Origin of the sequence: Colwellia psychrerythraea, from assembly GCF_000764225.1 — a bacterium.
In the GTDB taxonomy this organism is placed as follows: Bacteria; Pseudomonadota; Gammaproteobacteria; order Enterobacterales; family Alteromonadaceae; genus Colwellia; species Colwellia psychrerythraea_D.
The window spans coordinates 447,731-463,110 of record NZ_JQED01000055.1; the positions used below are offsets into that span (position 1 = coordinate 447,731).

Here is a 15,380-nt window from a genome sequence, read left to right on the forward strand (position 1 = left end):
TTTTAAGTCGAAGATTCATCTTTTTCAGTTGAATTTAATTATTAAGTCTCAAATTGAACTATCAGATTATGTAAAGTGGTTAGCTCTTGTAGTAGGTTTTGACTGAGCTGCCTAGTTTCATTGCCATGTTCAACACCTAAGTTGGCTATTTCTTTTATACTTTTGGTATTATTGTTAACCTGGTTAGCGACTACAGATTGCTCTTCAATTGATGCCGCAACTTGATGATTTATAGCAGAAATTTTATCAACTTCTTCATTGATATTTTGTAAGCTTTGGCCAGTGTTTTTAGCAAAATCAGTGCACTGTTCAACAAGAACTACCCCGCCATTTATTGCCTCTACTGCTTGGAGAGATTCTTGATTAAGCGCAGTTAATGTTTTGCTGATCTCTTCTGTTGATTGTTGAGTACGTTGTGCTAAAGCGCGAACTTCTTCGGCAACAACAGAAAAACCACGGCCTTGTTCACCCGCCCTAGCTGCTTCAATTGCTGCATTGAGAGCAAGTAAATTAGTTTGATCGGCGATTGAACTGATTTCATTAGAAATAGCGGCAATATCATGTCGACCACCTGCAAGTTTTTCAATAACATTTTCAACACTGGTTAATTGAGTTGATAACGACTTAACAGAAATTACGGTTTGATTGACAGCTTGCACACCCGTCTCACTGATAGCCTTACCTTGATTTGAGGCATCTGTGGCCCCGGAGACAGAGCTAGAGACTTCATTGATAGCGGTACTCATCTGTCCCATAGCGGTGGCTACCTGCTCAATCTCTTGGTGTTGTTCATCAAGCATTTGTGCAATATTACTGCCATTGCTTGCGGTTTCTTGAGCTGTGTTATTTAGGGTTTGCGTTAAATCAGTCACACGACCTACAATCGCGTTTAACTCTGCTTTACGCATAGTTAATGCTAAATTAATATGGCCTAATTTATCGGCAGAGCCACTATAAAGGTAACTCATTAAAGAATTATCAAAGACTGATTCAGCTTTGGCGATTAGCTTGGTGTAGTTCTTTCGCCAGCGGAAGAAAAGCAAGCAAGTCACCGATGTTAATACAAGTAAAGGCAAAGAAATAAATAACGGTATTAAGTTGCTTAATGCACTAGCAGAAATGAATAAACAAATTAACAGTAATAAATTTTGCACATATAACGTCATGTCAAAATGAGTTGTTTTTTGTAATAATGGGACAGTATTAGCATTCATTTGCTGATAAAACTTATTGGCTCTTACTTTTACTTCTTCGTCTAACTTAGTTCTAACAGATTGATATTCGAAGGTCTTTCCTGAATCGTTCTTGATCGGAGTGACATAAGCATTGACCCAGTAATGATCCCCATTTTTACATTGGTTCTTCACCGGCCCCATCCAAGGTTTTCCTGCTTCTATGGTTGTCCATAGATCTGAAAATGCAGCTTTAGGCATATCGTTATGTCGAACAATATTATGCCCGTGCCCATTGAGCTCTTCTAAGGAATAACCTGCTATCTGACAAAAGTCATGATTAGCATAAGTTACCCGGCCTTTGAGATCGGTGGTTGATAATAAAATTTGATTGGTTGAAAATTTTTGCTCTATACCAGTATCTTTTGCTGTTTTTTTGTTAACAGGGGGACTCATAAATATTACTCATTGTATTATTCATATGTTTATGAAAATAATCGTTACTTTTTTGTAACAATTATTTTACTTATATAGTTTCACAATACATTGATTTAGGTCAGGTTTTGACCATATAAGCGCTTGTAATGAGTCATTAAAAGCGCTTTATGAGTAGCATAAGATTTATAGGGAAAGTTATAGGCCTAACACTTCTTTACCTTGTTTGAAGACAATATCTACCGGAATATTGGCCGTTTCTAAACGGGCTAAATCCGCAGCTAGAGTTTCTCCTATTACGCCACTTTCTTTCACTAAGTTATCCACACCTTGATAATCACCATTTCCTTGCAAGGTTAAGATAAGTTCAGATAAAGAGTCTATTGCCGCAGTCATTTTCTCAACATTAATGCTATACAAGCCCTGTTCATTACGGCTAAATGCGCCTTTCTCTTGAAAGTAATTAAAACGTACCATGTTAGCCTTACCATGCGCTGAACTTGCACCAAAGCGAATTGAGCGGAAAATACCAGCCATGAAGGTAGTGTAATAATCTTTTAAAGTCCCTTCGGTGATTGCACCTTTATTTAGCAGCTGGCGGATCATGTATAAGCCAAGAATATCAGCCTTGCCTTCTTCGAGTGCTGAGGCATGTTCTTTTAATGCTTGGCGAACTGGACCTTTACCGTTAAGTGTATTTTTAATACCTAAACCGTGAGCAACTTCATGAAACATGGTATTGGCGAAGAAACCTGTGAAAGTAACGTTTTTACGCTGTTCAGGCACGATAAGCGTATCAGCAATTGGTAACATAATGGCATCAAACTTTGCGCGCATGGCATTTTTCAATTGCAAGCGTCTAGTACCCTTTTTCAGTTGTACTTCTTCATCGTTGGGTAAGTTGATAGCAATGGTTTTACTACCAGCATTAGAGTGCCCTGCATAGTAAATAACATCGTAAGCATTTAAGTCAGCGTCAGAGCCCGGAACTTCGGCTTTATACTTTTTAGCTACTGGCAGGCCCTTTTGCAGTTCAGGTAAAAACTGAGCGTATTTTGCTAGCTTATCACTCCATGCTAAATCTTTAATTAGTACATATGACTCAAAAGCGGCTCGGTAACCATAAAGTTGATCTTCATAGCTTTCAATTGGCCCTATCACAACATCAATAGGGTTGTTTTTCATATCCATCCAAGCAAAATCTGATGCTTGATACTCATCGGTGCGCAATGCTTGAGCACGCATCGTTAAGTAGTTTGCAAATTCTTTATCGTCGGCAAACTTTGCTGCCTCATCAAGTATTGCGGCGGCGCGGTCCATTTGGTCATGATAAATTTCAGAAAAAGGAATACTCACTAATTTCCCTTCTCCATCACGACTTACAATTGAGTAAAGCCCTTTTTTATCGTTAAACTCACTTTGTTCAAACTCTGCTTTAGTCATATCTGCAGGATAAAATTCAGCGCCATGTGCTTTAGGTGCTGTTTTACTCAAAAACACTTTATCACCATTTAAACGATCCCAAGGACCATAGTTTATTTCAGCAAATCGTCTTACTTTTTCATCACTAATGCTGGCTAAAAAGCTCTTTTTATCTTGTGAAAAGGCTTGTTGCCAAAATAGATCATCCATGATTTTCGAAGCATCAATAAGCAGTTTGAGCATTTGTTTTTGATTTGCAGATAAGTGGCTCAAATCAGCCGTTAGGGTGACTTCTTTATATATATTTAAGCGCTGCTCAAAGCCTGAAAGTAATTCAGGCTGACTTACTTGATTTTCTTGCTTAGTAGGGCTGGTTTCAGAGGTGTTATTGCAGGCGCTTAACGTTGCCGTAGCGAGTAGGATAACTGCTGCTATTTTTGTTAGTTTTACTGTTTTCATAAAATGTCTCTTTTGATAATTTGCGTAGAGACTAAGAAAAAAAGGTTATAAGTGCAATAGCCCCTTGCAATAAAAGCAATGGTGAACTGTATTTATTCTAACAAGGAGTAATACGAGGTATTTTAGACATAAAAAAACCGACAAAAGTCGGTTTTTAAATAATTCATCAAGCTAAGCTAGATGATGATTACTTCATAAAAGTAATACAGTTAAAGCAAAAATTAAAGTGCTTTGATTGCTGCATTTAAACGGCTCTTAGAACGAGCAGCTTTATTTTTATGAATAAGACCTTTACTTGCGTAACGATCTAAAATTGGTGTAGCAGCAGCAAATTCTTTAGTCGCTACTTCTTTGTCACCAGATTCAATTGCTGTTAATACTTTTTTAAGTAAAGTACGCATCATTGAACGACGACTTGCATTATGTTGACGGCGCTTTTCAGATTGTCCTGCGCGCTTCTTAGCTTGCTTTGAGTTAGCCAAGGTGATCTCCTAAAAGATTGATTATAAGCTTAAATTTAAGGCGACGAAATATGCCTTTTTTTTAGCTGATTGTCAAATGTTTTAATTGTTTAATTTAATATCAACTATAAAAGTTAGCAATAAAATGCAATTAAAAAGAATATGGGTGATGTTTACGACTAAAAGTAGCCGATAGAACAAAACATGTTGTGAACAGGGGCAAGTATACATTGTTTAAATAACTAAAATCATCACATAATACACATTATTTTTTTTCGTCAGATTTTTACGCCACATTCCTCTTTTTTTACTGCGACTAATTATGCAAATAGAGGCTGACTATGGAGATGTTTTTTTGAGTAAAAAGTTAATTAAATCAGGTCTGATTGTTAGTGTTATGACATTGGTTTCTCGAGTATTAGGTTTAATACGCGATGTAGTTATTGCCAATGTGATGGGAACAGGCTTAATGGCTGATGTATTTTTATTTGCCAATAAAATTCCAAATTTTTTACGACGCCTGTTTGCTGAGGGGGCATTTGCACAAGCATTTGTGCCTGTATTAAGTGAATATCAAGTCAAAGATGAACAGCAAGCTGAAGAAGAAGGTAAACAAAATAACCATGAAAAAACACGTATATTAATTGGGCAAGTATCTGGTACTTTAGGTGTGATAATTACTGGGGTAACATTATTTGGCATGTTGGCTTCCCCCTTATTCGTGATGCTTTTTGGCTTTGGCTGGTTTGCTGATTGGTATAGCGATGCGCCTGGTGGAGAGAAGTTTACACTGGCCAGTAATCTACTGAGTATTACCTTTCCCTATTTATGGTTTATCAGTTTTGCCGCGCTCTCAGGTGCAGTACTTAATACTATGGGACGTTTTGCGGTTGCTGCATTTACGCCTGTTTTACTTAATATCGCAATAATTAGTATGGCTATTTTTGGTGCACCATATACACAAAGTCCCGCTCATGCATTAGCTTGGGGGGTGTTTTTAGGTGGCCTGATACAGTTTTTATTTCAAATCCCTTTTTTATACAAAACAGGTATGTTAGTTAAGCCAAAGTGGTCTTGGCATAGCGAAGGGGTTAGTAAAATTCGAAAGTTGATTGTTCCTGCTTTGTTTGGTGTCTCAGTCACACAAATTAACTTACTACTTGATACCTTAATTGCCAGTTTTTTAATTACTGGTTCTATTAGCTGGCTTTATTATGCTGATAGGTTGCTTGAGTTTCCCCTAGGTTTGTTTGGTATTGGTATTGCAACTGTTGTATTACCGAGCTTATCAAAGTTACATAGTAATAATAGTCCAGAAGAATTTAGCGCGACTATTGACTGGGGAATTAGAGTGATAAGCCTTTTTGGTTGGCCAGCGTTAGCGGGTTTAATGGTGTTAGCACAACCAATTATTATGGTGTTATTTATGCGAGGAGAATTTAGTCAGCACGACGTAATTCAAGTGTCTATGGCATTATTTGCCTACTTGTCAGGTCTGTTAAGTTTTATGTTTATTAAAATACTTGCACCAGGCTATTACGCTCGCCAAGACACGAAAACCCCTGTAAAAATTGGCATCAAAGCAATGGTCGCCAACATGTTTTTTAATTTGATGTTAGCCCCGTTTTTAGGTTATGTCGGTCTCGCATTAGCGACCACGCTTTCAGCTACGCTTAATGCGTGGTTGTTATATCGAGGTTTAAAAGCTAAGGGGGTATATGAATTGCCGACGAAGACACTCATTTTTATTGGTAAGTTGGTATTAAGTGCACTTGTAATGGTATTGGTTGTGTATCAATTATCCAGTGAATTTGAAGTTTGGTTAGCGATGAATTTCCTTAAACAAGTAGAACAACTAACGTTGTGTATTCTTGCAGGTGTTGCCAGTTATCTAGTAATGATAATTCTGCTAGGCGTACGTTTGAGTGACTTTAAGGTCATAAAAAGATAAAAATAAGTATAAATAAAGTGCTAGGGCTACTGATTATTGGCGCACTCTGTTATATAATTCGTCGATTTAATTTATGCGAATGTCAAAATTGAGGTTCGTTAGTGACTTATCAAAGTCATTTAGTGTGATAGTAAAAAGGCAGAATAATAGCTAATGCAGTTAGTTCGCGGAATACATAATATTCAATTAAATGATCATGGTTGTGTGCTAACTATTGGTAATTTTGATGGTGTTCATTTAGGACATCAGCAAGTAATTAAAGCGTTAGTCAGTAAAGCTAACGCCTTAAATTGTGTGGCTGCCGTATTGGTTTTTGAACCACAACCACAAGAGCTTTTTTCTCCAGAAACAGCACCTGCGCGATTATGCCGTTTACGCGATAAATATAATTTATTAGCGAAACTTGGTGTGCAGCGACTTATTTGTGTCAATTTTACTACTAACTTTGCTAACCAAAGCGCACAACATTTTATAGAACATTTGTTGGTGAATAAATTAGGTATAAAGCACTTAATTGTCGGGGATGATTTTCGCTTTGGTAAAAACCGAACCGGCAATTTCTCTATGTTGTGTCAAGCAGGAGATAAGTATGGCTTCGATGTTTCAGATACCGCAAGTTATAAAATGTCAGATTGCCGCATTAGCTCTACCGCTATTCGTCAGGCATTAGAAAAAGATGATTTAGCCTCTGTGAAACAGATGCTAGGAAGAGAATACTCAATAATTGGCCGAGTGTTTCATGGTGATAAACGTGGTCGACAGTTGGGCTTTCCCACCGCAAATGTGTTACTTAAAAGGCGTGTTTCTCCCCTTAGCGGTGTTTTTGCCGTCATGGTGAAAACAAACAATGGCGAATTTAAAGGTGTGGCAAATATTGGTGCTAGGCCAACTATTAACGGCATCAGGCAACAACTAGAAGTACATATTTTTGACTTTGATGAAAACGTGTATGGACAATGCATTGAAGTGGTTGTTAAAAAGAAACTACGTCCAGTGATTAAGTTTGATAGCCTTGAAGCACTTACTGCACAAATTCGTCAAGACAGCGAACAAGCAAAACAAGTACTAGCTTAAAGCTTTACTTGTCGAGATTAAAAATAATATATTCAATTAACAGTTATAAACTTGGTTGATATTTATAGCGTTTTGTTAAATTTATCAGCCAACATAAACGGATAATGATTTAAATGAGTGATTACAAACATACCCTGAATTTACCCGCCACATCCTTTGCTATGAAAGGAAATATGGCTAATCGTGAACCTAATATGCTCAAAAGTTGGGCGGCTAAAGATCTTTATGGCAAAATTCGTGAAGCCAAAAAAGGTAAAAAGTCATTTATTCTTCATGATGGTCCTCCTTATGCCAATGGTAATATTCATTTAGGCCATGCAGTAAATAAAATATTAAAAGATATCATTGTTAAATCAAAAAACTTATCTGACTTTAACTCACCTTTCGTACCTGGCTGGGATTGTCACGGTTTACCTATTGAACTGATGGTAGAGAAAAAAGTAGGCAAGCCAGGTCATAAGATCAGTGCTAGTGATTTTCGTCAAAAGTGTCGTGAATATGCCGCTAAGCAAGTTAATGGTCAACGTGAAGATTTTAAACGTTTAGGTATTTTTGCTGATTGGGAAAAACCTTATTTAACGATGGACTTTGATACTGAAGCAAATATCATTCGTTCTTTAGGTAAAATTGCTGAAAATGGTCACTTACATCAAGGTTTTAAACCTGTGCATTGGTGTACTGATTGTGGTTCATCTTTGGCTGAAGCTGAAGTTGAGTATAAAGACAAACAATCACCTGCAATTGATGTGAAGTTTACTATTAACGACGAAACTGTCGCGGATAAATTTTCTCACCCAGAAGGCCATACTGGCGAGGGTGAAATTGGTATGGTGATCTGGACAACGACGCCATGGACACTGCCTGCTAACCGTGCAATATCAGTTCATCCCGCCGTTGAATATACCTTAGTGCAGTGTGATGTTGAAGGAAAACTACAACGATTAATTATTGCTTCTGATCTTGTTAGTTCATGTATGGACCGTTTTGGTTTAGATAAATATCATGCATTAGGTTTCTGTAAAGGTCAGGATTTAGAATTAGTACAATGTCAGCACCCATTCTATGACTTTACGGTCCCCGTTATTTTAGGTGAACATGTTACTACTGACTCAGGTACCGGTTGTGTACATACTGCACCAGGTCACGGTGTAGAAGATTTCGTGGTTGGTAAACTATATGACTTAGAAGTGGCTAACCCTGTTGGTGCTAATGGTGTATACCTTGAAGATACCCCTCTACTTGCTGGCCAGCATGTCTTTAAAGCTAATGCGAGTGTTGTTGAGTTATTAAAAGAAAATGGCGCGTTAGTACATCATCATGCATTAGAGCATTCTTATCCGCATTGCTGGCGCCATAAAACGCCATTAATTTTCCGCGCTACGCCGCAGTGGTTTATTAGCATGGATAATAAAGGTTTACGTCAAGATTCATTGAATGAAATCGAAAAAACACAGTGGATCCCTGATTGGGGTCAACGCCGTATTGAGTCGATGGTTGAAGGTCGTCCTGATTGGTGTATTTCACGTCAACGTACGTGGGGTGTGCCGATGGCATTATTCATCCATCAAGATACAGGTGCTTTGCATCCGCGTAGCATTGAACTTATTGAAGAAGTTGCTAAGCGTGTTGAAAAAGAGGGCATTCAAGCTTGGTTTGATTTAGAGCCAAGCGAACTCATCGGCGATGATGCTAATGAATACATTAAAGTGCCAGACACCTTAGATGTATGGTTTGACTCTGGTACTACGCATCACTCAGTTGTAAATGCCCGTGAAGAATTTGATGGCATTGCTGACTTATATCTTGAAGGCTCTGATCAACATCGTGGTTGGTTTATGTCTTCAATGATTTCATCAGTCGCTATGAATGGTAAAGCGCCATATAAGCAAGTACTTACTCACGGTTTTACTGTTGATGTCAAAGGTCACAAAATGTCTAAGTCATTAGGCAACGTGGTTACACCATCGAGTATTACTAATAACTTAGGTGCTGATATTTTACGCTTGTGGACTGCTTCTGTTAACTATACGCAAGAGATCACTGTATCTGATGAGATATTTAAACGTCAAGCTGACGCTTATCGTCGTATTCGTAATACCTCACGTTTCTTATTATCTAATTTAAATGGTTTTGAGCCAGCACAGCACATGGTTGCTGTTGAAGATATGGTAGCACTTGATAGCTGGGTCGTTGATAAAGCAGCGCGCTTACAAGAGGAAATCATCGCAGCTTACGATGAGTATGAATTCCATGTTGTAGTACACAAGTTAATGAACTTCTGTACTAATGAGTTAGGTGGCTTTTATTTGGATATCATTAAAGATAGACAATACACGGCTAAAGCTGATTCAAACGCACGCCGCTCATGTCAAACTGCTATGTACTTAATTGCTGAGGCAATGACTGCATGGATGGCACCTATTTTGTCATTTACCGCACAAGAAATATGGGAAGCGCTGCCTTCACCTGTTAGTGGTGAGCGTGATGAGTTTGTTTTCACAGGTGTTTGGTTTGATGGCCTTACTAAACAGGTAAGTAAGCAAGCTGACAACACTGAATCAGCAGATGAGTTGGGTAATGAATATTGGACTGAGTTGTTGACTGTGCGTAGTGAAGTTAACCGTGCATTAGAGCAAGCAAGAAAAGAGAAAACAGTCGGTAAAGCATTAGAAGCGCAAGTTACTTTGTTCGCAACTGCAGACTTAGCTGCTAAGTTAGCCAAATTAGGTGATGAGCTTCGTTTTGTATTAATTACCTCAAAAGCTACGATTGAAACTGTCTCAACCGCACCTGAAAATGCACTTGAAACTGATATCGAAGGTTTATGGTTAACTGTTGCTCCGGCAGAAGGCGCTAAGTGTGACCGCTGTTGGCATGTAACCACTGATATTGGCGAAAGTGAAGAGCACCCTGAGCTATGTGGTCGTTGTATCACCAATGTTGATGGTGAAGGCGAAACAAGACAGTTTGCTTAAACTCATAGCAAAGTCGCATTAACAGTAAGTTAAGTTTACGGGCTATTATCCTTCCCTTTGTTTGTCTTTTTAGACATAAGGAAAAGGTAATAGCCTCTTTATTTAATTATGCAAGATGAGATATCCACCATTGAAAAAATTATTTAGTGACACAGGCCTACGATGGTTATGGTTAACCCTACTATGTTTAATCATTGATCAGCTTAGTAAACATTGGATCGCGGGTACATTTGACTACCGTGAAACCATGTCGGTTTTGCCGTTTTTTAACCTCACTTATGTTCATAACCCAGGTGCAGCCTTTAGCTTTTTGGCCGACCAAGGTGGTTGGCAGCGATGGTTCTTTACGGCAATAGCTAGTATAGCGAGCATTGTTTTTCTTGTTTGGATGGCAAAAACTCCTAAGCAACAGCGTTTATTAAGCATTGCTTTTGCCCTGATTTTAAGCGGCGCCGTGGGCAACTTAATCGACAGAGCCTTATTTGGCTATGTAATCGACTTTCTCGATTTTCACTGGGCGGGTTATCATTTTGCCGCCTTTAATATTGCAGACTCAGCTATTTTCATTGGTGCAGCATTAATGATTTTTGAATCATTAATTACTAAAGAGACTAATGATGACAGCAAAAGTGACAATAAATAATAAAGTATAAAATAAATAAGGTAGAGAGCTAATAATGACTGTTTCAACGCAAGCACAGATTCAAAGTGATTCAAGTATCCTTGTTCATATAACTATGAAATTAAGTGATGGTTCAGCTGCAGACAGCACTAAGGTCAATAATAAACCAGCAAAAATCATCATGGGTGATAATAGCATTTCACCTGCTTTTGAAGCGCAGCTGATTGGTATGAATAAAGGTGACTCAAAAGAGTTCACTCTTGAAGCAAAGGATGCCTTTGGTGAAAGTAACCCAGATAATATTCATTATATGGGCATTGATAAGTTTACTGCTGAAGTGCCAGCAAAAGTAGGTAATATTATTACCTTTTCTCAACCAGGTGGTGATTTACCTGGCATGATTAAAGAAATTAATGGTGACTCAGTTACTATTGATTTTAATCACCCACTTGCCGGTCAAACGGTCACTTTTGTTATCGATTTAGTCGATATCCTCTAGAAAATATTGATAGGTAACTATAGTGAATTACTTAGCTCTTGATGCTTCTACTGAAGCATGTTCTGTTGCGCTGCAAGTGAATGGTAAAATTTTTTCTCGTTATGAGCTTTGCCCTCAGTCGCATAGTTTACGTTTACTACCTATGATAGATGATGTACTCAATGAAGCGGGTATTAAACTATCAGCGCTAGATGGTCTTATTTTTGGTCAAGGGCCTGGTAGTTTTACTGGCGTTCGCATTGGTGTTGGTGTTGCTCAGGGCCTTGCCTTTTCTGCTAACTTAACTGTTGTTGGCGTATCAAGCTTACAAGCAATGGCTCAATTAGCCTATATAAAACATGGTCACAAACAAGTTATAGCAACAATAGATGCCCGTATGTCAGAAGTTTACAATGGGTATTTTGTGCTTGACGAATATAACGTTATGCAAGCACAACAAGACGAAGCGGTAACCCCTCCTGCTCAATTAGCACAGCAACTATCAGATGTCATTACCCCTTTTTATGCTGTTGGTACTGGTTGGGATGCCTACAGTGAAACGTTAAGTGAAAAGTCAGACGAACAGTGGTTAGCATTGAAAATTAATGAAGCTAGCCCAGACATATTATTCCCAAACGCTGAAGCCATGTTGGCGATAGGTAAGGTAGCGTTAGAAAGCGGGCAAGGGGTATCGGCAGAACATGCCCAACCCGTATATGTTCGTAATACAGTTTCTTGGAAAAAACTTCCAGGTAAATAAAACAATATTCTAAGGTTAGATATTCTGGAAGTAAATTATGGCAAGTAGTTCGAAGATTACCTCAGCCAGCTTTTGGCAAAAATACCAGCTCTATTTTCTCCTGATCGCAGCCATTATCATTAGGCAAATCCCTATCGTATCTATTCCGCTTAACTGGCTGGAAAGTTACTTTCATGAAATTAGTCACGGTATTGCTGCGCTAGTAACTGGTGGTGAAATTGTACGTATTCAGTTATTTACCAATGGTGCTGGTTTATGTACAACTCGAGGAGGATTAAGTTTTCTTGTTAGTTTCTTTGGTTATGCAGGTGCAACTTTTTGGGGCTGGTTACTTTTTAAATTGGCAAATAGCCATCAACGAACCGCTCAAGTAGTATCAGGCTTAATGATTGTCCTATTGCTTGCTTCGCTTGTTTTTTGGGCAAGAGATGTTCTGACTATTATTATCATTTCAAGTTTAGCTGTCATGTTTGTCTTTTTGATAAAGATGCGTCGATTATACACGCTGCAACTGTTATTAAAGTTCTTTGGCTTGAGTATTTTATTGAATAGTTTGTTTAGCCCAACTTATTTATTTGACGGTCGAAATTTAGGTGATGGTGCTGCTTTGGCATCAATGACAATGGTCCCTGAATTAGTTTGGGTCGTGATTTGGTGCGTGTTGGCAGTAGCAGCGCTTTATTCATTAATAAAAATGAATAAAAAATCTTATTGATAACTAAAGGGCTTAACGTAACCAACATTCTTAAAGGTACAATCCCATGACAAAGAGCAGCGAAATTGAAGAGCTTAGTTATCAGCTAGATGACTTAACACTCACCGCGCTTGCCTGTGGAAGTGAGGCAGATGAACCGCTGTTATGCTTACATGGTTACTTGGATAATGCTGCGAGTTTTTTACCGTTAATGCAGCAAATAGCACAAGAAAGTACTCTGCTATCTGACCGTCGAGTAATAGCGTTAGACTGGCCAGGACATGGCCATTCAGATCATCGCAGTATTGGTGCTCATTATCATTTTTTTGATTATGTCAGTGAGTTACTCAAACTATTTACCCTTAATAATTGGCAAGCAATCGATATTGTTGCCCATTCAATGGGAGCAATGATTGCCAGTGCCTTTGCTGCTGCTTTTCCTGAAAAGGTTAAATCACTGACGCTGATAGATTCATTCGGTTTTATTTGCGCACCTGAAGAGTTGGCCACTGATCAGTTACGACGTGGGGTGCTAAGTCGGGTAAAGTCATCTAATGCTAGCCGCTCTTTTACTGAAGAAATGGCAGTAAAAGCACGCCTACATGTATCTGATTTAAAGGTCGACCATGCAAAAATAATTGTACAAAGATCATTGGTAGAAGTTGATAGTAAGCCAATAAATTCAGATGATAATGCGAATGTATTATACCGTTGGCGTTCAGACCCACGCCTGCGGACAATTTCACCTTATCGATTAAGCCTAAAACAAGGGCAGCAATTGTTTAGCGACATTAAATGTCCTTTACAGCTTATCTATGGCGATAAAGGTATGGAGATGGTTATAACAGGCCTAGAGCATTTTTCTCAAGGTGCTAAAAACCTTAAAACGACTAAGTTACCCGGCGGTCATCATGTGCATATGGAAAAAGCGAAGGAGTTATTGCTTATACTTAGCCATTTCTTCAGTGAAATTAAAACAAGCGTTTAAATTTGTGGCGCAATGCTAAAAAATTTGATAAAACAGTGATATTAAAATAAGAGTTGCTGCAAATAGAAGAATTAATAAATACGTAGTAACACAATAAACTGTTGAGGAAGCCATTGTGGAAAAAATTTGGTTAGAAAAAAGTTACCCGAGTGATGTGCCGTTTGAAATTGATGCGGATAAATACCCATCCATTGTGGCTATGTTCACAAAATACTCCACTCAGTTTAGCGACAAAACTGCTTTCATCAATATGGGTGTTTCAATTTCTTATGCAGACCTTTCAGTCCAAGCAACAGCTTTTGCCGCATATTTACAACAAGATCTAGGCTTACAACGAGGCGATAAATTCGCCATCATGGTACCTAACTGCCTACAATATCCAATAGCATTATTTGGTGCTTTATTAGCTGGACTTACCGTCGTAAACGTAAATCCTTTATATACAGCGCGTGAACTTGAACATCAGTTAAAAGACTCTGATGCTAAAGCAATGTTAATCATAGAAAACTTTGCGCAGACTCTTGAGAAAGTGGTTGATAATACCGCGGTGCAACACGTTATCATGACCTCTTTAGGTGACCGATTGGGCTTAGTTAAAGGTACTGTCGTTAACTGTATGGTTAAATACGTTAAAAAAATGGTACCAGCGTTTAAATTGCCGCACGCGGTTCGTTTTAATGCTGCTTTATCAAAAGGCTTAGGACTTAAACTCGTTCCGGTTGAGTTGTGTGGAGATGATCTGGCATTTTTACAATATACCGGTGGTACGACAGGCTTATCTAAAGGTGCTATGTTAACTCATCGAAATATGGTGGCAAACTTGCAACAAGCTAAAGCGGCTATTTTCCCATTGTTAGAAGAAGGCAATGAGTTAGTGGTAACGGCATTACCGCTGTATCATATCTTTGCTTTAACAGCGAATTGTTTAACATTCTTTACTATGGGCGGCACTAATTTATTAATTACTAACCCGAGAGATATGCCAAACTTTGTTAAAGAGTTATCAAAATACCCTTTTACAGCGATTACTGGCGTAAACACCTTATTTAATGGCTTGTTAAATACCCCGGGCTTTAGTGAGCTTAACTTTAGTACGCTGAAAATGTCACTGGGTGGTGGCATGGCTGTACAACGACCTGTTGCTGAGCGTTGGCAAACAGTGACTGGTACACGTTTGTTAGAAGGGTATGGTTTAACTGAATGTGCGCCTTTAGTAACGATAAGTCCGTATAATCTTGCTGCTTATGATGGCAGCATAGGTCTTCCTGCGGCTTCAACGGATGTTAAGATCATGCGTGAAGATGGTAGTGAAGCTGATATCGGTGAGTCAGGTGAAATGTGGGTTAAAGGTCCACAGGTAATGTCAGGATATTATAATTGTCCAGAAGCAACCAATGAAGTATTGAAAGATGGTTGGTTTGCCACAGGTGATGTTGCCATGATGGATGATAAAGGCTTTTTCACCATTGTTGACCGTAAAAAAGATATGATCATTGTGTCTGGCTTTAATGTTTACCCCAATGAAATTGAAGAAGTACTCGCGATGCATGATGGGGTATTAGAATCTGCAGCGATTGGAGTACCGCATGAAGTGTCAGGCGAGGTTGTCAAAGTGTTTGTCGTCAGTAAATCTGACGATTTAAATGAAGAAATACTTATTAAACATTGTCGTCAAAACCTAACTAATTATAAAGTACCTAAATTGGTTGAGTTTAGAAAAGAGTTGCCTAAAACCAATGTGGGTAAAATATTGAGAAGGGAACTACGTTAAAAACAGTGATTTTTTAGCTGTGTGTTTCATTATTTGAATGTAAAAAAGGCGAGCGATTAAGCTTGCCTTTTTATATCTATCAAGATAGTTCTTTAACTGAATTAAGCATTACAACTAG

The 15,380-nt window shown here is 38.4% G+C and carries 12 protein-coding genes; 9 read left to right on the forward strand and 3 right to left on the reverse strand.

The features are described 5' to 3' along the window. Window positions 1–41: 41 nt before the first annotated feature. From ND2E_RS01840 to rpsT, 3 genes are all read right to left on the reverse strand, one after another. Entirely contained in the window at window positions 42–1,628 is a 1,587-nt protein-coding gene (locus tag ND2E_RS01840; protein ID WP_052056985.1) for a methyl-accepting chemotaxis protein, read from the reverse strand. Window positions 1,629–1,805: 177 nt separating this feature from the next. Beyond that, a complete protein-coding gene (locus ND2E_RS01835) occupies window positions 1,806–3,488 on the reverse strand; it encodes a dipeptidyl-peptidase 3 family protein (RefSeq protein ID WP_033095661.1) in 1,683 nt (560 codons plus the stop codon). Window positions 3,489–3,709: 221 nt separating this feature from the next. Beyond that, window positions 3,710–3,970, reverse strand: coding sequence for a 30S ribosomal protein S20 (rpsT, locus tag ND2E_RS01830; protein WP_033095662.1), 261 nt, complete (start codon window positions 3,968–3,970; stop codon window positions 3,710–3,712). 334 nt (window positions 3,971–4,304) lie between these two features. On the opposite strand from rpsT, the gene murJ reads away from it, so the two are divergent. The 9 genes from murJ to fadD all read left to right on the forward strand — a co-directional run bounded on the left by murJ (window position 4,305) and on the right by fadD (window position 15,262). Continuing rightward, window positions 4,305–5,900: a murein biosynthesis integral membrane protein MurJ gene (gene murJ / locus ND2E_RS01825; RefSeq protein WP_190277871.1), complete on the forward strand. Its 1,596-nt coding sequence runs from the start codon at window positions 4,305–4,307 to the stop codon at window positions 5,898–5,900. A gap of 153 nt (window positions 5,901–6,053) precedes the next feature. Continuing rightward, window positions 6,054–6,974 (forward strand): bifunctional riboflavin kinase/FAD synthetase, encoded by a 921-nt coding sequence (gene ribF / locus ND2E_RS01820; protein WP_033095664.1) that lies wholly within the window; start codon window positions 6,054–6,056, stop codon window positions 6,972–6,974. 113 nt (window positions 6,975–7,087) lie between these two features. Beyond that, window positions 7,088–9,949 (forward strand): isoleucine--tRNA ligase, encoded by a 2,862-nt coding sequence (gene ileS, locus ND2E_RS01815; RefSeq protein WP_033095665.1) that lies wholly within the window; start codon window positions 7,088–7,090, stop codon window positions 9,947–9,949. 115 nt (window positions 9,950–10,064) lie between these two features. Next, window positions 10,065–10,592, forward strand: a complete 528-nt coding sequence (gene lspA / locus ND2E_RS01810; RefSeq protein ID WP_052056987.1) for a signal peptidase II — start codon at window positions 10,065–10,067, stop codon at window positions 10,590–10,592. A gap of 34 nt (window positions 10,593–10,626) precedes the next feature. Continuing rightward, window positions 10,627–11,070 carry an FKBP-type peptidyl-prolyl cis-trans isomerase gene (gene fkpB / locus ND2E_RS01805; RefSeq protein WP_033095666.1) on the forward strand — a complete coding sequence of 148 codons (444 nt, stop codon included), beginning with the start codon at window positions 10,627–10,629 and terminating at the stop codon, window positions 11,068–11,070. Window positions 11,071–11,092: 22 nt separating this feature from the next. Further along, the gene (gene tsaB, locus ND2E_RS01800; RefSeq protein WP_033095667.1) at window positions 11,093–11,809 is read left to right on the forward strand and encodes a tRNA (adenosine(37)-N6)-threonylcarbamoyltransferase complex dimerization subunit type 1 TsaB; all 717 of its coding nucleotides are present in this window, start codon (window positions 11,093–11,095) and stop codon (window positions 11,807–11,809) included. Window positions 11,810–11,846: 37 nt separating this feature from the next. After that, window positions 11,847–12,524, forward strand: a complete 678-nt coding sequence (locus tag ND2E_RS01795; RefSeq protein ID WP_033095668.1) for a M50 family metallopeptidase — start codon at window positions 11,847–11,849, stop codon at window positions 12,522–12,524. A 46-nt stretch (window positions 12,525–12,570) separates the two neighbouring features. Further along, window positions 12,571–13,491 carry an alpha/beta fold hydrolase gene (locus ND2E_RS01790; RefSeq protein WP_033095669.1) on the forward strand — a complete coding sequence of 307 codons (921 nt, stop codon included), beginning with the start codon at window positions 12,571–12,573 and terminating at the stop codon, window positions 13,489–13,491. Window positions 13,492–13,606: 115 nt separating this feature from the next. Continuing rightward, on the forward strand, window positions 13,607–15,262 hold the full coding sequence (gene fadD, locus ND2E_RS01785; RefSeq protein ID WP_033095670.1) for a long-chain-fatty-acid--CoA ligase FadD: 1,656 nt from the start codon (window positions 13,607–13,609) through the stop codon (window positions 15,260–15,262). Window positions 15,263–15,380 lie beyond the last annotated feature (118 nt).